We start from the raw sequence: 19,863 nt of genomic DNA, 5'->3' as shown, positions 1-19,863 counted from the left end.
TGGCGGCGAGCGCTGCGCAGGGGCATCCACAGACCCCCTTAGAATCAGGCCATGTCCTATCTCGTGCTCGCCCGCAAGTACCGCCCCCGCAATTTCACGGAAATGGTGGGGCAGGAGCACGTCGTGCAGGCGCTCACGAATGCCCTCACCCAGCAGCGCCTGCACCATGCCTACCTGTTCACGGGGACTCGGGGGGTGGGCAAGACCACGGTTTCGCGCATTCTGGCCAAGTCGCTCAACTGCCAGGGGCCGGATGGCACGGGCGGCATCACCGCCACGCCCTGCGGCGTGTGCCAGGCCTGCACCGACATCGACAGCGGTCGTTTCGTCGACTACACCGAGCTCGACGCCGCCTCCAACCGCGGCGTGGACGAGGTGCAGAGCCTGCTGGAGCAGGCCGTGTACAAGCCGGTGCAGGGGCGCTTCAAGGTCTTCATGATCGACGAAGTCCACATGCTCACCAACACGGCCTTCAACGCCATGCTCAAGACGCTGGAGGAGCCGCCCGAGTACCTGAAGTTCGTGCTCGCCACGACCGACCCGCAGAAGGTGCCCGTCACCGTGCTCAGCCGCTGCCTGCAGTTCAACCTGCGCCCCATGGCGCCCGAGACGGTGCTCGGCCACCTGACCCAGGTGCTGGCGGCCGAGAACGTGCCCGCCGAACCCCAGGCGCTGCGCCTGCTTTCGCGCGCCGCGCGCGGCTCCATGCGCGACGCGCTCTCGCTCACCGACCAGGCGATCGCCTTTGGCAGCGGCCAGTTGCAGGAAGCCGGCGTGCGCCAGATGCTGGGCGCGGTGGACCGTTCCTATGTGTTCCGTCTGATCGAGGCGCTGGCACTAGGCGACGGCAAGACGGTGGTGGAGACCGCCGATGCCCTGCGCATGAACGGCCTCTCGGCCGCCTCCACGCTGGAAGAGATGAGTGCCGTGCTGCAGCGCATGGCCGTCTTCCAGGCCGTGCCGCAGATGGTGGGCGCGGTGGATGCCGACGACCCCGAGGCCGCCGAGACGGCACGCCTGTCGGCCGCCATGCCCGCCGATGAGACGCAGCTGCTGTACAGCATGTGCCTGCACGGCCGTGGCGAGCTCGGCCTGGCGCCCGATGAGTATGCGGCCCTGACCATGGTGCTGCTGCGCCTGCTCGCGTTCAAGCCCCCGGCCGGCGACGGCCCGGCGGAAAAAAAAACTCTGACGCGGCCTGATCCTGCGGCTTCGGCCCCCGCTCACGCCCCGGTTGCGGCCCCTGTGCCGGCGGCCCCGGCCCCGGCACCGGCTCCGGTGGCTGCCACCCCTGTCGCCGCTCCGTTGGACGCAGAGCCTGCGGCTGCCAAGGTCGTCGCTGCACCGGAGGTTCCCGCTCCCGCACCTGCTGCGCCCGTTGCCGCGGCGCCCCAGTCCACGGCATTGCCGGTGCGCACGCTCGACGATTTCGACCGGCAGCACGGCGGGTCTGGCGATGAGGGCGATGGCGACGAGCACGCCCGGTCATCGTCACCCGCCACGGCCGTGGCCGAGCGCCCGGCCGCCGACGTGATGTCCATTCCCGTGCGCAGCATGGCGGCCGAGCCCGGCGCGCGCTTGCAGCCCACGGCGCATTCGCCCTCGGCGGCATCGCTGCCTGCCTCGGCCCGCTATACGCCCACCGAAGAGGGCGAGGTCTGGTACGCCACCGTGCAGCAGATGGTGGCCGCCGAGGTGATCACCGCACTGGTGCGCGAACTGGCGCTGCAGTCGCAGTTGGTGGCGCGCGACGGGTCCCACTGGCTGCTGCGCGTGGAGCGCGAGTCGCTCAACCAGCCGACGGCGCGCGAGCGCCTGCGCACCGCGCTGGAGGCTGCCGGCCATGCCACCCAGATCACCGTTGAGGTGGGCGTGGTGATCGACAGCCCCGCGCGCCGCAACGCCGCCGCTGCCGCTGAGCGCCAGCGCGTGGCCGAAGAGATCGTGATGAACGACCCCTACGTGCAGACGCTGCTGCGCGACCATGGCGCGAAAATCGTGCCGGGCAGCATCAAGCCTGCGTGAGCGGTTTTTCGCCGATGCCGATTGATCGATAGATAGACAGACAGACAGACAAACTACAACCTCCAACCCAAGGACCACCACCATGTTCAACAAAGGACAACTCGCCGGCCTGATGAAGCAGGCCCAGGCCATGCAGGACAACCTGAAGAAGGCCCAGGACGAACTCGCCTTCATCGAGGTGGAAGGCGAATCCGGCGCCGGCCTCGTGAAGGTGCTCATGACCTGCAAGCACGATGTCAAGCGCATCACCATCGACCCCAGCCTGCTGGCCGAGGACAAGGACATGCTCGAAGACCTGGTGGCTGCAGCATTCAATGCGGCGGTGCGCAAGGCGGAAGAGACTTCCAGCGAGAAGATGGGCAAGCTCACTGCAGGCATGCCAGGCCTCCCCGGCGGCATGAAACTCCCTTTCTAAGTTAGCTGGCTACCGAGCGGGCAATCTGCGTCGTTGGGCGGTGCTCGGAATCCTCACGTACTTCAAGTACGTTCCGGTTCCTGTGCTCCGTCCGCCTAGCAGCTTATCCCACTCGCTACGCCCTGGAGGGCGGGGTGTGAAGGCAGGGGCGGCGCATCGTTCGCTTTGCTCACTGGCGCCTGTGTAGACGTCGCATTTTTTAACGGGCACTTGCTGCTTACACTGGGCCTATGGCTTCTTCTTCTACCAACTCCCTTGATGTTTTGATCCAGGCGCTCAAGCGGCTGCCGGGGGTGGGGGTGAAGTCGGCTTCGCGCATGGCGTTCCATCTGCTGCAGCATGACCGCGAGGGGGCTCAGGCCTTGTCGCGGGCGCTGCAGGATGCGGCTGTGTCGGTGCACCATTGCAGCCGCTGCCATACCTTCACCGAGGCCGAGGTGTGCAGCACCTGCCTGGATCCGGAGCGCGATGCCACGCGGCTGTGCGTGGTGGAGACGCCGGCGGACCAGTCGGCGCTGGAGCGCACGGGGGCGTTCAAGGGGCTGTACTTCGTGCTCATGGGGCGGCTCAGTCCGCTCGATGGCATCGGCCCCAAGGAGATCGGCCTGCACAAGCTCATGGACCGGGCCAGCGACGGCACGGTGCAGGAGGTGATCCTGGCGACCAATTTCAATGCCGAGGGCGAGGCGACCGCGCATGTGATCAGCGAGGCGCTCAAGGCCCGGGGCCTGCACGTCACGCGGCTGGCGCGCGGCGTGCCGGTGGGCAGCGAGCTGGAATACGTGGACCTGGGCACCATTGCCCATGCGCTCGTGGACCGGCGCTGAGAGGGCCTGGGCCCGGGGCCGCTTAGAATCCGCCCCCGACTATCGATTCAATAGCTTCCCAGGTAAGGCTGGCAGGCAATAGCAACAAGAAAGTGCAACAAGAATGAACTCCTCCATGCACATGGCCCGCTTCACGGCGGCCTACTGGTGTGTGCTGGTGGCTGCGCTGCTGCCCATGGTGTGCTCCTACCTGGCCAAGAGCGGGGGGCTGGGAAAATCGCGCGGGCAGGGCGGTTTCGACAACAGCGACCCACGGGCCTGGCTGGCCCGGCAGACAGGCTGGCAGGCACGCGCCAATGCGGCGCAGACCAACAGCTTCGAGGCGCTGCCGTTCTTCATCGGCGCGGTGATCATTGCGCACCAGCTCGGCGCAGGCCAGACACTGCTGGATCTGGCTGCCCTGCTGTGGGTGTTTCTGCGCATTTTTTACATCATGATGTATGTGGCGGACATGCCCACCGTGCGCAGTGCGCTGTGGTCGGGTGCCTTGCTCGTCAACATCGGCATCCTGTTCATGGGATACCGCTGATCGCCAGGGCTGGCGGGCGTTTTCCGTCCGCGGCCGGGCTCGCGCGGCCCGCTTTTTTGCCCCTCGCGGGCCCCACGCCACTGTCACCTACGTATTAGTCCTCAGGGGTAGTCCCTGATGCCTGCCGGGCTATGCTGGGGCACGATTGTTGCAGTGCAACAATGGCCTCTTCGCCTTTCATTTTTCCATGCCCAGTCCCTTGCTCAGCCGCCGCGCATTTGGTGCCGTATCCGCCCTCTCGGCGGCTGCGGTGTTTGCGCCTGCCGTGCTGTCGCAGCAGGCGGCCGCGCCGGGGCTGGGTCGCGTCACGGTGGCCGTGGGCGGGCAAAGCGTGCTCTACCACCTGCCGCTGGCGCTGGCCGACCTGCTGGGCTATTTTGAGAGCGAAGGGCTGCAGGTGGTGGTGTCCGACTTTGCCGGCGGTGCCATGGCACTGCAGGCCGTGTTGCAGGGCGCGGCCGACGTGGGGTCGGGGGCCTACGAGTACACCATCCGCCAGCAGGTGCGTGGCAGCTACCTGCGCGCCATGGCCGTGCATGGCCGCGCGCCGCAGATCGCCATGGGCGTTTCGCGCAAGGCGCTGCCGCGCTACGACGGGCTCGATGACCTCGCAGGCCGGCGCATCGGTGTCTCGGCCCTGGGTTCGTCCACCCACCTCATGGCCATCCACTTGCTGGCGCGCGCCGGTGTGCGCGAGCGCGACGTGAATTTTGTCGGCGTGGGTGCGGGCACGCCGGCCGTGGCGGCGCTGCGCACGGGCCAGGTGCATGCGCTGTGCCATGCCGATCCCATCATGACCCTGCTGGAGCAGAAGATGGACGTACACATCGTGGGCGACATGCGCACCTTGAAGGGTGCGCAGGAGCTGTTTGGCGGCAACATGCCGGCGGGCTGCCTGTATGCACCCCAGGCCTTCGTGCAAAAGCAGGCCGCGCAGGTGCAGGCGCTCACCAATGGCATCGTGCATGCGCTCAAATGGCTGCAGACGGCCGCGCCGGCCGACCTGATCAAGGTGGTGCCGCCTGGCTACCTGCTGGGCGACCGTGGTCTGTACCTGGCCGCCTTCAGCCGCGTGCGCGAGACCTTCTCGCCCAACGGCCTGATGCCCGACGACGGGCCCGCCACCGCGCTGCGCGTGCTGGGACGCACCGGCTCCGAGGTGGCCGACGTGAAGGTCGACCTGGCGCGCACCTTCAGCAACGAGTGGGTGCGCAAGGCGCGGCAGAAGTACAACGTCTGATACGGATTTGCCTTCAACCGTCTAACTTCGTTGGTCCGCCTTGCCGTGCTACAGCACTGTCTGCGGCTTCCCGCCTAGTTATACGATTGAATGCAAATCCGTATGAGACTGCCTGCGCATCAAGCGCCTTCTGCGCTTTCGGGACGGGAAGATGGCTTACATTGGCCGGCATCCGGTTTGCCGTAGCCTCGGCACACCAGCTTCCTACCCACCAAGGATTTCCCCATGGCATTCACACTCAGCATCGGCCCGCTCGTCTCCCTGATCGCGGGCATCCTCATCCTCGTCATGCCGCGCCTGCTCAGCACCATCGTGGCCATCTACCTCATCGTCATGGGTGTACTAGGACTGATGGGCATGCATTCCCTCAAGCTCTGAGGGAGGTGAGCCGCTGAGAAAACTTCCCTGGCGTCGTTGCTCCGTCTTGCCGTACTTTCAGTACTGTCTGCGACGGAGCGCCTAGCCAGGAAGCTTTTTCAGCAACTCTTGAGAGCGGGGTCTGAGCTGCTGCTCAAAGCGCAGTAGACCCTTGGGGCTCAACGCTTCTTGACCTTCGATGGCGTGCCGCCGCGCTTGGCGGGGGCTGAGGCTGGCGCCTTGGCCGCGCTTTGCTTGTTGCCGCGGGCCTGCACCACGTTGCGTACGTTCGACGAGCGCACCTGCGTGGCTGCCGCCGTGGCGGCACGCACCGGCAGGTAGACCACGATCTGCTGGCCGAGCTTGAAGGCGGCGCTGGCCTTGACGTCGTTCCAATCGGCCACGCTCGCGGCCGCCAGGTTGTAGCGCTTGGCCACGCTGGCCACGGTTTCGCCCTTGCGGGCGCGCACCGTGGTGCGGCGCGTGACGATTTCGGGCGCCAGGGCCAGTTGGCCGTTGTCGGCCAGGTGCGATGACACGTCTTCGCGCGTGGTCACCGAGCGCGGCACCATCAGTGCCGAGCCGGCCTTGATCAGCATGCGCGGAGGGATATTGTTCATGGCGCGCAGGTCGGCTTCGCTCATGCCGGTGCGCTGGGCGGCATCGGCCACGGTCATGGTGGTGGGCACGGACCACACTGTCCAGCTGGCGTACTGGCCTTCGCGGCGTGCTTCCAGGTTGCGCTGGAAGACCTTGGCGTTGTCCCAGGGCAGCAGGATCTGCGGCGTGCCGGCCGCCAGGATCACGGGGCGCTTGTACGAGGGGTTGAGCGCGCGGAAGTCGTCCTCGCGGATGCCCGAGAGGCTGGCCACCAGCGCCACGTCGATGTCGTGGGTGATGTCCACCGTCTGGAAGTAGGGGTGGTTCTCGATCAGCGGCAGTTCGGTCTTGAAGGCGTCGGGGTTGGCCACGATGTTCTTCACCGCCTGCAGCTTGGGCACGTACAGCCGGGTTTCCGCCGGCATGTTCAGGTCGGTGTAGCTGGTGCCCAGGCCCGCCTTCTGGTTGCGCGCAATGGCGCGGCCCACGCTGCCCTCACCCCAGTTGTAGGCCGCCAGGGCCAGGTGCCAGTCGCCGAACATACCGTAGAGCTTTTGCAGGTAGTCGAGCGCCGCACGGGTCGATGCCAGCACGTCGCGCCGGTCGTCGCGAAAGGCGTTCTGCTTGAGGTCGAAGTAGCTGCCCGTGGCCGGCATGAACTGCCACATGCCAGCGGCCTTGGCGCTGGACACCGCCTGGGGGTTGAACGCGCTCTCGATGTAGGGCAGCAGCGCCAGCTCGGTGGGCATGCCCCGGCGCTCCAGCTCCTCGACGATGTGGAACAGGTACTTGCTCGAGCGCTCCGTCATGCGCTGGATGTAGTCGGGCCGCGTCGCATACCACTGCTCGCGGTCCTGCACCAGCTCGTGCTGCAGGTCGGGCATGGCAAAGCCGCGGCGCATGCGGTCCCACAGGTCGGCCGGGGCTGATAGCGAGGCCACGCCGCCGCCATTGGAGGCGTTCACTGCCATGATGGGCTGCAGCGGCCCATTGGGGATGAGCGGCGTGTGCGCGGGGCGCGCCGGGGTCTTGTTGTTGTTGTTGTTGGAGGGGGTGGCGGGGCCGTCGGGCGAGCCGCCTGCCACGGTGGTGTCGGTTCCGGTAGTGGCGCAGCCAGTCAGCCAGAGCATGCCGGCCAGGCACGCGATGTGCACAATTTTCATCGAAACTCGTTTTTCCATTGGCGCAGGGCCGCCAGTACGGCCACCGCGTCGTGTTGATCTGCCTGCGGGTCGAACCGCTGTGCCGACTGGCACAGCTCGGCTTCGCGCACGCGCAGGAAGGGGTTGATACCGCGCTCTTGCGCAATGGTGGAGGGCAGGGTGGGCAGGCCGCGCGCCCGCTGTGCCTCGCACCAGCCGAGGTAGTGGACCAGATCCTGGTTGCCGGGTTCCACAGCGCGCGCAAATTTGAGGTTCGATAGTGTGTATTCGTGCGCACAACACACCCTGGTGTTGCCGGGCAGGGCCGCCAACTGGTCGAGCGAATCGAGCATCTGCGCCGGCGTGCCCTCGAACAGCCGCCCGCAACCGCCCGAGAACAGCGTGTCGCCGCAGAACAGCACCGGCACGCCCCCCATGTCCGCGCAGTAGTAGGCGATGTGCCCGGCCGTGTGGCCCGGCACGTCCAGCACCGTGAAGTGCAGGCCGGCCACGTCCACCGTGTCACCGGCAGCCAGGCGCACCAGCGGTTCGGGGATCTTTTCGCGTGCCGGGCCGTAGACGGTGGCGCCCGTGGCCTCGCGCAGCACGTCCACCCCGCCCACGTGATCGTTGTGGTGGTGCGTGACTAGAATGGCCTGCAATCGCAGTCCCAGGTCGTGCAAAGCCTTCTGTACCGGTGCGGGATCTCCCGGGTCCACGACAATGGCCTGGCGTGCGTCGTGCAGCATCCAGATGTAGTTGTCGGCAAAGGCGGGCAGCGGTAGCAGGTTCATGAGCGATCAAATTATAGGTTTGCACCATTGGTTCGATTCCCCGCCCGGCCGTTACCTGCTGGCCTGGGAGCAAGCCCGCCTGGATGAGGCGGTGGCGGACCTCTTCGGCTACCACGCCGTGCAGCTGGGCATGCCCCTGCTGGACGGTCTTCGCACCAACCGCATGCCGCACCAATGGCTGGCCCTGGGGCAGGAGGCCGTGGGCGAGGGGGGGCTGGCCGCCGAACCCGGCTTGCGCGAGGATGGTACGCCACGCCAGGCCATTGCCCTGCTGGCCGAACCCGTGGCCCTGCCGTTCGCCGAGGCCAGCCTCGACCTGGTGGTGATGCCCCATACCCTGGAACTGAGCATAGACCCCCACGCCGCCCTGCGCGAGGTGGCGCGCGTGCTGGTGCCCGAAGGGCGCGTGGTCATCAGCGGCCTCAACCCCATGAGCCTGTGGGGCCTGCGCCAGCGGCGTGCGCGGCTGTATGGCCGGCTGGGGCATGGCACGCTGTACCTGCCCGACGTGGGCGAGTTCATTGGCTACCGCCGCCTGCGCGATTGGCTGCGATTGTTGAGCTTCGAGGTCGAATCCGCCCGGTTTGGCTGTTATTGTCCGGCGGTGCGCAGCAGCCAGTGGATAGAGCGCTTTGGCTGGCTGGACCCGCTGGGCGAGAAATGGTGGCCGATCTTCGGGGCCGGGTACTTCCTGGTGGCCGTCAAGCGCGTGCATGGCATGCGCCTGCTGGAACCCGGCTGGCGCAGCGCCCGCCAGCGCAACGCGGCCACGGTGCCCGTGGCGCACCGCACCCCTTCGCCACCGGGCGCCACCCACAGGCGCTGATGGCGACGGCCATGAAAGAAGAGAACAGGAATCCAATTTGAACGAGGTCGTGATTTACACCGATGGCGCCTGCAAGGGCAACCCCGGCCCCGGCGGCTGGGGCGTGCTGCTGCGCGCAGGCACGTCGGAGAAGGAGTTGTTCGGCGGCGAGCTGGGCACCACCAACAACCGCATGGAGCTGCTGGCCGTGATCGAGGCGCTGGCTGCCCTCAAGCGCCCCTGCGCCGTCACCCTGTACCTGGACAGCGAATACGTGCGCAAGGGCATCACCGAATGGATCCACGGCTGGAAGGCCCGCGGCTGGCGCACCGCCAGCAAGGCCCCGGTGAAGAACGTGGAGCTGTGGCAACGCCTGGATGCGCTGGTCGCCAACGGCGGGCACCGCATCGACTGGCGCTGGGTCAAGGGCCACTCTGGCGATCCCGGCAACGAGCGCGCCGACCAACTGGCCAACAAGGGCGTGGACAAGGCGCTGGGCCGGATCTGAGGCGCAAGGGGCATGGATCTGTCTCCAATGCCCCACCCCCGGTATCGCCGGAGGCTGCGGTTTTGGACACACACTGATACATTGGTGGATTGCCCGCATTCGTGCGGCTCCACCGATTTCACTGCTGCTGTTGCTGATCCATGGCGTCCAAAACCCGTTACATCGTTGTTGCTGTCGTCGGCATCGCTGCCGCATCGGGGGCCGCATGGTGGCTTCAGCGCCCTGCAGCGCCGCCCAAGACGGACGGTGCGGCTGCGCCTGCAGGGGGCAGTGGCCCTTCGGCCGGTGCGCGGGGCCCGGGCGGGCCAGGCGGCGCAGGCCGGGTGGTGGCCGTAGAGGCCGTGCCCGTGCGCCAGATGGCGCTGCGCGACGATGCCGAGGCCGTGGGCAGCCTGCGCTCGCGCCGCAGCGTGGTGCTGCGCCCCGAAGTCAGCGGGCGCATCACGGCACTCAATTTCACCGATGGCCAGCGCGTGCGCCAGGGCCAGGTGCTGGTGCAGTTCGACGACCAGTTGCCCCGCGCCCAGGTGCAGCAGAGCCAGGCCGAGCTGTCCATCGCCCAGGCCAACCACAAGCGCAACCAGGAGCTGGTGGCCCAGGGCTTCATCAGCCAGCGCTCGGTCGACGAGAGCGCCGCCAACCTCGAAGTGGCCCAGGCCAAGCTGGCGCTGGCGCAGGCCACGGCCTCGCGGCTGCGCATCCTGGCGCCGTTCGACGGCATTGCCGGCATCCGCGGCGTGAACGTGGGTGACTACCTCAAGGACGGTGCCGACATCGTCAACGTGGAAGACCTGGACGTGGTGTACGTGGACTTTCGCCTGCCTGAGCGCCTGCAGGGCAAGGTGCGCACCGGCCAGACGGCGCGCGTGGCCTTCGATGCACTGCCCGGTGTGCGCTACGCCGCCGTCGTCCTGGCCATCAACCCGCAGATCGATGCCGATGGCCGCGCCGTGGCCGTGCGCGGTTGCATCGACAACCGCCGCCTGCAACTGCGCCCCGGCATGTTCGCGCGCGTGACCACCGTTTTCTCCGAACGTGCCAACGCCCGCGTGGTCCCCGAGGAGGCCATCGTGCCCGAGGGCAGCAACGCCTTCGTCTACAAGGTGATCGACGGCAAGGAGCCGGGCACCCGCGTGAGCCAGCGCACCGCCGTGAAACTGGGCGCGCGTGCCCCCGGCCTGGTGGAGGTGGTGGACGGCCTGGCCGCCGATGATCTGGTCGTCACCGCCGGCCAGCAACGCATCCAGCGCGACGGCACGGCCGTGCGCGTGGTGGTGCTGGGCCAGTCGGAGGCGGCTGGCAAGGCCAAGGGCGCTGCCGGGCCTGCGCGCGCGGCCTCGGGCGCTGCATCGGGTACGGTTGCCGCGGCCGATGTGCCCGCGTCTGCCGCACCCGCCCCCGTGCCGGCCCCGGTGGCACCCGCCGCACCTGCCGTGGTCGCGCTGGCCGAGCCACTGCCCGGACCCAACCCCTGCCAGGCGGCGGGCACCGCCCCGGGCCGCCAGACCCCTGCCGCAGCGCCACGCCAGCCCGGCTGAGCGAGCTGGCGCCCCCATTCATGAGCCCCTGCCATGCAACTCGCTGAACTATCGATCCGCCGGCCGGTGCTGGCCACCGTGCTGTCGCTCCTGGTGCTGCTGGTCGGGGCCGTGAGCTTCACGCGCCTGTCGGTCCGCGAATACCCCAAGATCGATGAGCCCGTGGTCACCGTCAGCGTGCGCTATGCGGGGGCCTCGGCCGAGGTGATCGAGTCGCAGGTCACCAAGCCGCTCGAAGACTCGATTGCCGGCATCGACGCGGTGGACGTGATCACCTCCATCAGCCGCGCCGAGCAAAGCCAGATCAGCGTGCGCTTTCGCCTGGAGAAGGACGCCGACAACGCCGCCGCCGAGGTGCGCGACCGCACGGCCCGCGTGCGCAACCGGCTGCCCGACGCGGTGGACGAGCCCGTGATCGCCAAGGTCGAGGCCGACGCCTCGCCCGTGATGTGGCTGGCCTTCAGCAGCGACACCCGCACCCCGCTGGAGATCAACGACCTGCTCAACCGCATCGTCAAGCCGCGCCTGCAGACCGTGACCGGCGTGGCCGACGTGCCCATCTACGGCGAGCGCCGCTACGCCATGCGCGTGTGGCTCGACCCCGAGCGCCTGGCCGGCTACCGCCTGACCACGCAGGACGTGGAAGACGCCATCCGCCGCAACAACCTGGAGCTGCCCGCCGGCCGCATCGAGTCGCAGCAGCGCGAGTTCAGCGTCACCTCGCAGACCGACCTGGCCAGCCCCGCGCAGTTCTCGAACGTGGTGATTCGCACCGTCAACGGCTTTCCGGTGCGCATCCGCGACGTGGCGCGGGTGGAGGAGGGCGCCGCCAGCGACCGCAGCCGCGTGCGCCTGAACGGGCGCGAGGCCATCTCCCTGGGCGTGATCCGCCAGGCCACGGCCAACCCGCTGGAGCTGTCGGCCGGCGTGCGCGCCATGCTGCCCACGCTCAAGGCCGACCTGCCGCCCGACATCGCCATCGACATCGCCAACGACAACTCGCTGTTCATCGACCGCTCGGTGAAAAGCGTCTACACCACCATTGCCGAGGCCGTGGTGCTGGTGGCGCTGGTGATCTTCGTCTTCCTGCGCACAGCGCGTGCCTCCATCATCCCCATCGTCACCATCCCGGTGAGCCTGGTGGGCAGCTTTGCGCTGATGTCGCTGGCGGGCTTCTCGATCAACACCCTCACCTTGCTGGCCCTGGTGCTGGCCATCGGCCTGGTGGTGGATGACGCCATCGTGATGCTGGAGAACATCTACCGGCACATCGAAGAGGGACTCGATCCGTTCTCGGCCGCGATCAAGGGCGCACGCGAAATCGGCTTTGCCATCGTCGCCATGACGCTGACCCTGGTGGCCGTGTATGCGCCGCTGGCCTTCACGCCCGGCCGCACGGGTCGGCTGTTCGTCGAGTTCGCGCTGGCGCTGGCCGGCGCCGTGGTGGTCTCGGGCTTCGTGGCGCTCACGCTCTCGCCCATGATGTGCTCGCTGCTGCTCAAGCACAACCCGAAGCCCAACTGGTTCGACCGCTCCATGGAGCGCTGGCTCACGGCCCTCTCGGACGCCTATGGCCGGCTGCTGCGCTGGATCGTCACCGCGCGGTGGGGGGGCCGGGCGGGTGGCGTGCGCGGCGCGCTGTTCCAGGCGCGCTGGCTGGTGATCCTGGCCATGGCGGTCAGCGGCGCCGCGCTGGTGCTGGTCTACCCGAGCATGCGCCAGGAGCTCTCGCCGCTGGAAGACCGCGGCACCATCCTGGTCAACGTCACCGCACCCGACGGCGCCACGCTGGACTACACCAACCGCTATGCGCTGGAGCTCGAAAAGGTGGGCCGCGACTACCCCGAGTTCGACCGCATCTTCGCCAACATCGGCAACCCCACGGTAGCCCAGGGCAGCGTGATCTACCGCACCGTGGACTGGGAGAACCGCTCGCGCAGCACGCTCAACCTGGTGCGCGAGTTGCAGCCCAAGGTGGTTGGCCTGCCGGGGGTGAATGCCTTTTTGATCACGCCGCCCTCGCTGGGCCAGCCGTTCCGTGCGCGCCCGCTCACCTACGTGATCCAGACCTCCGACAGCTATGAGAACCTCAACGCCGTGTCCAACGCCATGATGGCCGAGATCGCCAAGAACCCCGGCATCATCTCCCCCGAGGCCGACCTGCGCTTGAACAAGCCCGAGCTGCGCATCGCCGTCAACCGCGACCGCGCCGCCGACCTGGGTGTGAGCGTGGACGTGGTGGCCAAGGCCATCGAGACCATGCTGGGCGGGCGCACCGTCACGCGCTACAAGCGCGACTCCGAGCAGTACGACGTGATCGTGCAGACCCAGGCCAGTGGCCGTACCACGCCCGAGAACATCGACAGCATCTACGTGCGCGGCCGCAACGACGCGATGATCCCGCTGTCCAGCCTGGTCAACGTCAAGGAAAGCGTGAGCCCGCGCGAGCTCAACCACTTCGGCCAGCGCCGCTCGGTCACCATCACGGCCAACCTGTCACCCGAGTATTCGCTGGGCGAGGCCCTGACCTTCATGGACAGCACGGCCGCCAAGGTGCTCAAGCCCGGCTACACCACCGACCTCAACGGCACCTCGCGCGAGTTCCGCAGTTCGCAAGGGGCCCTGGGCATCGTCTTCCTGCTGGCGCTGGTGTTCATCTTCCTGGTGCTGGCCGCGCAGTTCGAGAGCTTCATCGACCCGCTGGTGATCATGGTCTCGGTGCCGCTGTCCATGATCGGCGCGCTGCTGGCGCTCAAGTGGAGCGGGGGCTCGCTCAACGTGTATTCGCAGATCGGCCTGATCACGCTGGTGGGGCTGATCACCAAGCACGGCATCCTGATCGTGGAGTTCACCAACCAGCTGCGCGAGCAGGGCCTGGAGATGGTGGATGCGCTCGTCAAGGCCTCGGCCCAGCGCCTGCGCCCCATCCTCATGACCACGGGCGCCATGGTGCTCGGCGCCATCCCCCTGGCCCTGGCCTCGGGCGCCGGTGCCGAAACACGCTCGCAGATCGGCTGGGTGATCGTGGGTGGCATGTCGCTGGGCACGCTGCTCACCATCTTCGTCGTGCCCACCATGTACACCCTGTTCGCGCGCAAGGCCGTGCCGGGCGCCAACACCGCCGTGGCCGCGGAGGAACCCGCCGAGCCGCTGCACCCTCCGCACGATTACGTGGCGAAGTAGTAGCCGGGGGGAGGGGCGACGGCCGCTGGCGCGCACCGTCTGGCATATTGGCGCATGTTGTGCGCGCCCAGGCACCGCGTGCGTTCAATTCAAGCGCATGCCATGCTGCGGTGCCCCACCCAGGCCTTATTGCCGCAGAAAGATCCCTTCGCATGAGCTTTGCCACCCACACCGTTGAAGGCGCCGTCAGCGTCGTCACCCTGCAGCGCCCCGAGCGCCTCAACGCCATCAGCGGTACTTTGCTGGTCGATTTGCACACCGCCCTGCAGGCCGCTCAGAACGAGCCCGCCACGCGCGCCATCGTCTTCACGGGCGCCGGCCGCGCCTTCTGCGCAGGCGACGACCTCAAGGAGTTTGCCGAGCAGTCCGAAAGCCCCGCCACCATCGCCGAGCACAGCGAGCGCATCCAGCAGATTACGCGCGACATCATGTTCGGCCCCAAGCTCGTCATCGGCGCCGTGCATGGTTATGCCGTGGGCGGCGGCTTCGAATGGGTGCTTAACTGCGACATGGTCGTGGCGGCCGACACCCTGGTTTGCTTCTTCCCCGAAATGGCGTTGGGCCACTTCGTCACCGGCGGCGTCACCCACCTGCTGCCCCAGATCCTTGGCCATCAGCGCACCATGGAACTCATCGTGCTGGGCGAGCGCCAGAGCGCAGCCGACCTCAAGGCCTTGGGCCTGGTCAATCGCGTGGTGCCCGCCGACCAGATGCTGCCCACCGCCATGGCCCTGGCCGCCGAGGTGGCCACCCGCTCAGCCGGCGCCACCGCCCGGCTCAAGCGCGTGCTCACATCGGGCCTGGGGCCGCGCATTGAAGAGGCGCTGGTGGTGGAGAGCAAGGTCGCGAATGCGTGCTTTGCGGACCCGGATACTGCGCAGCGGATCGCGGTGTTTGCAAAAGGGCGCTTGTGAGCTGTCCTGACTACGCTTGCGGATCGATAACCATCGCGCAATTCGCTAGAGCTAGGGCGGAGTGCTACTGAGGTTCTCAATCTCCCATGGGGCCAGATCTGGCAATGTGTCAAAGGGCGATTCCCTACCGGTGATCACTGGAGCGCTTTCTCCTGCTCCAAGTAAATCTCGTGTCAGCTGCAGTCGTCTGCGCAGTGGAATTGCGAGATTCGGATGGAAGCGGCCCAGCTCCCCGACACGGCTCGCAGCCTTGTTCAACGCTGCCAACGCGACTTGGTGTTCTATCCCTGGGATTCTGGCAAGTAGCTCTGCCTCATGAACAGCCGCTCGCGCATTGCTTCTCTTGGCTGGGGGCAGCGAAGCCTTTCGATTCACGACCAGTTTGGTCGTGATCATGCGTTTTGTTGCCGGATAAATTTCATGCTTCTCTCGCTTCGCTGAAAGCCCGTTGCGGCTGAGCATTCCGTAGACATCAGCAATCAGTTGGGTTTTTCTGCCCGGTGCGAGTGGAGTTGTTGAAGACAGGGCGATGTCATCGACGTATCTTGAATAGACAATGCCTTGGGCTGCCAGTTTTGCATGAAGCAGCGGCTCGTCGCGCCACATCGCTAGGTTGGCAAGGTATGAGCTTGGAATGGCTCCTTGTGGCAGGGAGCCTTCCTTTACCGTAAGAGCGGTCAGGATTTCCGAAACTGCTTGGGGAAACTTAAAAAAGTGCCGCCATATGTCAAATACGAGCTCATCAGAAACAGCGCCGAAGAAGCCTTTCACATCTTCGCATATGACCACGGCTTGATTCTGGTGCAGCTCGGCGTTGACTTTGTAGTCACGCCCCTTCAAGCTTCCTGTCAAATATTGGGGAAAGTTGACATGGACAAGTAGCGTTGTTTTGATGCGTGCATGAAGTGGCTTCAAAGGGGCATTGGCATCAAAGGTTTGCCGCCCAGTCTTCAGCTTGACTGCTCGATACATCCCGTCTGCGCGACCCGCTATTTCTACAAGATCACGCTCGGATATGCGAAGCATAGATGCGAGCGTAGGAACAGAGCCGATTGGTCTATGTGGATAGGTCGGTCTGACTAGGTTCAGGCTCATTGAGCAACTCCAGTGCCATCGTCGCGAGTTGTCCGGCAAGGTCCTTGTTAATTCCCTTCAGCTCGTTTTCCTCAGAGCCTAGAAAAAACAAAATTTCAAGTGGGACATGGAGGCCTGCAGCGATGCGTTGAAGCGTGGAAAGAGGTGGATCACGCAGTGATCGCTCCAGCAAGGACAAATACGACACAGACATGCCTACACGCTGTGCCAGTTGAGCTTGCGAAAGCTTTCGCCTTGTTCTTGCAAGCTGTATTGCGCTGCCGATATTCATGATGTATTGAACAAAGAATGGGCTTGGGGGCCTGAGTCACTTGAACCAATCGCTGAGGTTGGTCACCACATGGATGACTCTCGCGATCGCCTCTAGAACACGGGCGGCGAGCAACGCCGCATCCGCAGTTTTTTCGAAGCCGCATGGTGCTTTTTCAAGCTCCTTGATAAGGCTGTTCAGTTCACTCAAATCACCATCGTCGAGTTGGCTACGGTGTGCATCGCGAAGCTTCTTCAACACCGCGATGTGGTTCGCACGAGATTGCTTGTCCATTTCACTCTCCATTTCCGGGCACATGCCCGTCCCCCAAGAAGCAGGTTCCGAAAAGGAGCCAACTCGACTACCAAGCCCATCACAGTTGCCGCTGGCTGCTGTATCGTCCCCCTAGCAAGTGCCGCCCGTCGCTGCGATTTCGCGGTGCTAAGCACTGCGATCGTCGCGGCTAGGTCCTGCAGCCTGCGTGGTGTTCCGATTGCTGCCACCGCGCCGGTCTCCCGGTTAAGCGGTTTGCGTTAACGCTCTGTTTACTGTCCAACAGAGTGACCTCGCTTTCGCGAAGCCCGATCACTGACTTTTGCTCTTTGGGTGCTGGAGAAAACCTTCAATCTGTCAAACCTCGTCGGCACGGTTCGTGCCGCCGTGACCGAATAATACGACTTTCAGTCCGTATTTGTTGACTGTCAGTACGTTTTATTTGTGTGCACTTGTAACGTAAGACGGATTGATCTGGCACGGTCTGGTGCAACTTGCTATTTCAGCAGCGGCACCAGATCCGGATCCCCCTTCGCCATCGCGCGCTGGTACGCCGGCCGCGCGCCGATGCGCTGCAGGTAGGCGCGGATGTGCGGGTACGGCGCAAGGTCCAGCGGCTGGAACAGCCGCATGGTGGTGAGCGAGAACACGCTCATCACATCGGCGGCCGTGAACTCCTGGCCCGCAAGGTAGGGCACTTCGCCCAGGCGTGCCTCCACCAGCGCCAGCACCCGGTCCAGGCGCACCTGCGCGTTCTGCTGCACTGGGTGGTCCGCCGGCAACTGGGCGCGGTTGACCACCATCATGCGGCCCAGCACGGGCATCAGGTTGCCGTTGGAGAAATGGAACCAGTACAGGAACGCCGCGTAGTCCGCATGGTCCGGCGAGAGCTTGAGGCGGCCGCCGCCGTGCCTGGCGATGATGTATTCGACGATGGCGGCCGACTCTGCCAGCAGCAGGTCGCCGTCTTCGATGACCGGCGCGGCGCCCAGCGGGTGCAAGGCCTTGAGTTCGGGCGGCGAGAGGCGCGTGACGGCGTCGCGCGTGTAGTGCACGAGGTCGTAGGGCAGGCCCAGTTCTTCGCAGAGCCAGACGATGCGTTCGGACTGGGAGTGGCCGAGGTGGTGGATCTTGAGCATGGGGTAGTGGTTGGTTGAGGGTTTGGAAAAGGGATCAGTGGGCCCCGCGCTCATGGCCGCGCACGGCCGTGGGTGCAAAGCCAAAGCGCTGCCGAAACCGCACGGCAAAGCGCGAGGGTGATTCGTAGCCCACCGACAGCGCGATGGACGATACCGGTTGCGCCGTGGCCTGCAGCAGCGTGAGCGCGGTGGCCATGCGTGCATCCACCAGCAGCTGGGTGAGCGATGCGCCTTCGGCCGTGAGGCGCCGGCGCAGCGTGGCTTCGGACACGGCCATTTCGCTGGCGATGCGGCCGGCGGTCCAGTCGGCGTCGAGCTGCCTCGCGATCAGCGCGCGCACCCTGACCGATACACCGGGGTTCGCTGGTGGGGCGTGCAGGGCGATGCCGTGCTGCTCCAGCAGCCAGTGCAGCACCTCCAGCACGCGCTGGCGCGCGACGGAGGCGGGCAGGGCTTGGTCGGGCGCCAGGGATTGCGCGGCGCGCTCGAACGCGCTGGCCAGCGTTGGTGCCACCTGGGGCACCCGGCGCACCGATGCGCTCGCGCTGCCGGAGCGCTCGGCCTGCGCAGCACGGGCCAGGTAGTAAGGGTCTTCGAGCAGGGCGGTGTCGAACACCAGCCAGCGGGCCTCGTAGTGGTCCACACCGCGGGGCACGGCGTTGGTGAAGTCCACTGTCTGCTGGCCGTCGATGACGATGGCCTGCCCTGGCATGGCGCGTGCCGTGGCGCCGCGCTCGGCGCGCACGGTCTTGGTGCCCTGGTCGACCAGGATCAGCGCAGGCTGGTCCATGCGCATGCGCAGTATCTCCAGCCCGCGCCCCTGCAGCACGTGGGCCGCCATGCCCACGCCGGGCAGGGCGTGGATGCTGCGGGCCGGGGCTGCGCCGTCGGGTGGGGCGTGGCGTGGGCGCATGGGGCTGTGGTTCATCGATGCCGCGCTCATCGTGCGCCCATGGCGGTGAAGCTGGCCTTGCCCACCGTGTGGGCGCCGGCCATGAAGGCCAGCAGTGCTGGCGTGGCCGTGGGCGGCAGGTCCAGCCGCGGCACATCGAGCGCGGTCACGGTGACCACGTAGCGGTGCGTTTCGCCGGGCGGGGGCAGGGGGCCCACATAGCCGGGCACGCCCATGTCGGTGTTGATCTCCACGGCGCCTGGTGGCAGGGCACCGGTGCCTGCCACCCCGGCGCCGCGCGGCAGCGCACGGGCACTGGCCGGGATATTGGCCACGGCCCAGTGCCACCAGCCCGAGCCGGTGGGTGCGTCGGGGTCGTACAGGGTGACGATGAAGCTCTGCGCGCTGGCCGGCGCGCCCTGCCACTCGATCTGCGGCGACAGGTTGTCGCCCGGGCCGCCCATGGCGCTGGCGAATTGCGCGCGGGCCACGCGGCCGTCGGCCATGTCGGGGCTGTGTACGGTGAAGGCTTGTGTGGTGTTGGAAGGCATGTCGGATCCCGGTGGTTGGTGTTCGACAAGTCTAGGTTTCGGGGTGCTTTCAAAGGGTGCGGCGCCAATCGCATTCTGTGCCAATCCGATCAAGCGGGTGTCCTACAAGCGCTTGCCTTGCCGACGGGCATCGAACGCGACACACTGGCCGCTTTTCCCACACCGGAGACCTGCATGCCCGCCGCCAAGAATACCGTCTGCATCTGGTACGACAGCGAAGCCGAGGCCGCTGCCAACTTCTACGCCCAGACCTTCCCGGACAGCAAGGTGAGTGCCGTGCACCAGGCACCCTCGGACTTCCCGGGCGGCGGCAAGAAGGGCAATGTGCTGACGGTGGAATTCACTGTCGCCGGCATCCCCTGCATCGGCCTCAACGGCGGCCCGCAGTTCAAGCACAGCGAGGCCTTCTCGTTCCAGATCGCCACCGACGACCAGGCCGAGACCGACCGCCTGTGGAACGCCATCGTCGGCAACGGCGGGCAGGAGAGCCAGTGCGGGTGGTGCAAGGACCGCTGGGGTATCAACTGGCAGATCACCCCGCGCGTGCTGACCGATGCCATGGCACAGGGCGGCGAGGTGGCCAAGCGTGCCTTTCAGGCCATGATGCCGATGAGGAAGATTGATGTAGCCAAAATCGAAGCGGCAGTGCGCGGCGATTAGTCCTACCCCCCACTCGGCCAGTTGCGCAGCGGCAGCGCGTGTTGACGCTCGCGCAAAAGCTGCGCCATAATCCGCCCCGCAGCTGCAAGCCAGCCTGTCGTAAGCGTTACCGTCATCCAACGCGTC

The 19,863-nt window shown here is 66.4% G+C and carries 20 protein-coding genes; 12 read left to right on the top strand and 8 right to left on the bottom strand.

Features of this window, described 5'->3' with window-relative positions; genetic code table 11:
- The first annotated feature begins 51 nt into the window (after window positions 1-51).
- The 6 genes from dnaX to AC0IZS_RS31750 all read left to right on the top strand — a co-directional run bounded on the left by dnaX (window position 52) and on the right by AC0IZS_RS31750 (window position 5,414).
- Window positions 52-2,025 (top strand): DNA polymerase III subunit gamma/tau, encoded by a 1,974-nt coding sequence (gene dnaX, locus AC0IZS_RS31775; RefSeq protein ID WP_471639306.1) that lies wholly within the window; start codon window positions 52-54, stop codon window positions 2,023-2,025.
- Between the two features lie 82 nt (window positions 2,026-2,107).
- The gene (locus tag AC0IZS_RS31770; protein ID WP_007847962.1) at window positions 2,108-2,440 is read left to right on the top strand and encodes a YbaB/EbfC family nucleoid-associated protein; all 333 of its coding nucleotides are present in this window, start codon (window positions 2,108-2,110) and stop codon (window positions 2,438-2,440) included.
- A gap of 230 nt (window positions 2,441-2,670) precedes the next feature.
- Entirely contained in the window at window positions 2,671-3,267 is a 597-nt protein-coding gene (gene recR, locus AC0IZS_RS31765; protein WP_471639305.1) for a recombination mediator RecR, read from the top strand.
- 103 nt (window positions 3,268-3,370) lie between these two features.
- Window positions 3,371-3,796, top strand: a complete 426-nt coding sequence (locus AC0IZS_RS31760; RefSeq protein ID WP_057205690.1) for an MAPEG family protein — start codon at window positions 3,371-3,373, stop codon at window positions 3,794-3,796.
- A gap of 187 nt (window positions 3,797-3,983) precedes the next feature.
- Window positions 3,984-5,036, top strand: a complete 1,053-nt coding sequence (locus AC0IZS_RS31755) for an ABC transporter substrate-binding protein (RefSeq protein ID WP_471639304.1) — start codon at window positions 3,984-3,986, stop codon at window positions 5,034-5,036.
- Window positions 5,037-5,261: 225 nt separating this feature from the next.
- Complete coding sequence (locus tag AC0IZS_RS31750; protein WP_471639303.1) at window positions 5,262-5,414, top strand: DUF3096 domain-containing protein; 153 nt, start codon at window positions 5,262-5,264, stop codon at window positions 5,412-5,414.
- A gap of 158 nt (window positions 5,415-5,572) precedes the next feature.
- Here AC0IZS_RS31750 and AC0IZS_RS31745 read toward each other — a convergent pair whose 3' ends face one another.
- A complete protein-coding gene (locus tag AC0IZS_RS31745; protein ID WP_471639302.1) occupies window positions 5,573-7,156 on the bottom strand; it encodes a transglycosylase SLT domain-containing protein in 1,584 nt (527 codons plus the stop codon).
- Window positions 7,153-7,929, bottom strand: coding sequence for a hydroxyacylglutathione hydrolase (gene gloB / locus AC0IZS_RS31740; RefSeq protein WP_471639301.1), 777 nt, complete (start codon window positions 7,927-7,929; stop codon window positions 7,153-7,155). Before gloB ends, AC0IZS_RS31745 begins: the two co-directional genes overlap by 4 nt.
- On the opposite strand from gloB, the gene AC0IZS_RS31735 reads away from it, so the two are divergent.
- The 5 genes from AC0IZS_RS31735 to AC0IZS_RS31715 all read left to right on the top strand — a co-directional run bounded on the left by AC0IZS_RS31735 (window position 7,928) and on the right by AC0IZS_RS31715 (window position 14,877).
- Window positions 7,928-8,755: a class I SAM-dependent methyltransferase gene (locus AC0IZS_RS31735; RefSeq protein ID WP_471639300.1), complete on the top strand. Its 828-nt coding sequence runs from the start codon at window positions 7,928-7,930 to the stop codon at window positions 8,753-8,755. The two genes, gloB and AC0IZS_RS31735, sit on opposite strands and share 2 nt — an antisense overlap.
- Window positions 8,756-8,792: 37 nt before the next feature.
- The gene (gene rnhA / locus AC0IZS_RS31730; protein WP_471639299.1) at window positions 8,793-9,242 is read left to right on the top strand and encodes a ribonuclease HI; all 450 of its coding nucleotides are present in this window, start codon (window positions 8,793-8,795) and stop codon (window positions 9,240-9,242) included.
- Window positions 9,243-9,382: 140 nt separating this feature from the next.
- Window positions 9,383-10,780 (top strand): efflux RND transporter periplasmic adaptor subunit, encoded by a 1,398-nt coding sequence (locus AC0IZS_RS31725; RefSeq protein WP_471639298.1) that lies wholly within the window; start codon window positions 9,383-9,385, stop codon window positions 10,778-10,780.
- A 33-nt stretch (window positions 10,781-10,813) separates the two neighbouring features.
- Window positions 10,814-13,963, top strand: coding sequence for an efflux RND transporter permease subunit (locus tag AC0IZS_RS31720; RefSeq protein WP_471639297.1), 3,150 nt, complete (start codon window positions 10,814-10,816; stop codon window positions 13,961-13,963).
- 152 nt (window positions 13,964-14,115) lie between these two features.
- Entirely contained in the window at window positions 14,116-14,877 is a 762-nt protein-coding gene (locus AC0IZS_RS31715) for an enoyl-CoA hydratase/isomerase family protein (RefSeq protein WP_471639296.1), read from the top strand.
- A gap of 51 nt (window positions 14,878-14,928) precedes the next feature.
- Here the strand turns inward: AC0IZS_RS31715 and AC0IZS_RS31710 are convergent, their stop codons facing one another.
- From AC0IZS_RS31710 to AC0IZS_RS31685, 6 genes are all read right to left on the bottom strand, one after another.
- Window positions 14,929-15,972: a reverse transcriptase family protein gene (locus AC0IZS_RS31710; protein ID WP_471639295.1), complete on the bottom strand. Its 1,044-nt coding sequence runs from the start codon at window positions 15,970-15,972 to the stop codon at window positions 14,929-14,931.
- Entirely contained in the window at window positions 15,935-16,243 is a 309-nt protein-coding gene (locus AC0IZS_RS31705) for a helix-turn-helix domain-containing protein (protein WP_471639294.1), read from the bottom strand. The genes AC0IZS_RS31710 and AC0IZS_RS31705 overlap by 38 nt, the downstream gene beginning before the upstream one ends.
- 36 nt (window positions 16,244-16,279) lie before the next feature.
- Complete coding sequence (locus AC0IZS_RS31700; protein ID WP_471639293.1) at window positions 16,280-16,516, bottom strand: hypothetical protein; 237 nt, start codon at window positions 16,514-16,516, stop codon at window positions 16,280-16,282.
- A 476-nt stretch (window positions 16,517-16,992) separates the two neighbouring features.
- Entirely contained in the window at window positions 16,993-17,634 is a 642-nt protein-coding gene (locus tag AC0IZS_RS31695) for a glutathione S-transferase family protein (RefSeq protein WP_471639291.1), read from the bottom strand.
- A gap of 34 nt (window positions 17,635-17,668) precedes the next feature.
- Window positions 17,669-18,577 (bottom strand): helix-turn-helix transcriptional regulator, encoded by a 909-nt coding sequence (locus tag AC0IZS_RS31690; protein ID WP_471639290.1) that lies wholly within the window; start codon window positions 18,575-18,577, stop codon window positions 17,669-17,671.
- The gene (locus AC0IZS_RS31685) at window positions 18,574-19,077 is read right to left on the bottom strand and encodes a YbhB/YbcL family Raf kinase inhibitor-like protein (RefSeq protein ID WP_471639289.1); all 504 of its coding nucleotides are present in this window, start codon (window positions 19,075-19,077) and stop codon (window positions 18,574-18,576) included. Before AC0IZS_RS31685 ends, AC0IZS_RS31690 begins: the two co-directional genes overlap by 4 nt.
- Before the next feature lie 174 nt (window positions 19,078-19,251).
- On the opposite strand from AC0IZS_RS31685, the gene AC0IZS_RS31680 reads away from it, so the two are divergent.
- On the top strand, window positions 19,252-19,737 hold the full coding sequence (locus AC0IZS_RS31680) for a VOC family protein (RefSeq protein ID WP_471639288.1): 486 nt from the start codon (window positions 19,252-19,254) through the stop codon (window positions 19,735-19,737).
- The last annotated feature ends 126 nt before the right edge of the window (window positions 19,738-19,863 follow it).

The sequence above is a fragment of the Acidovorax sp. AC410 genome, from assembly GCF_979253235.1.
This window is presented reverse-complemented; position numbering and strand designations above follow the sequence as displayed.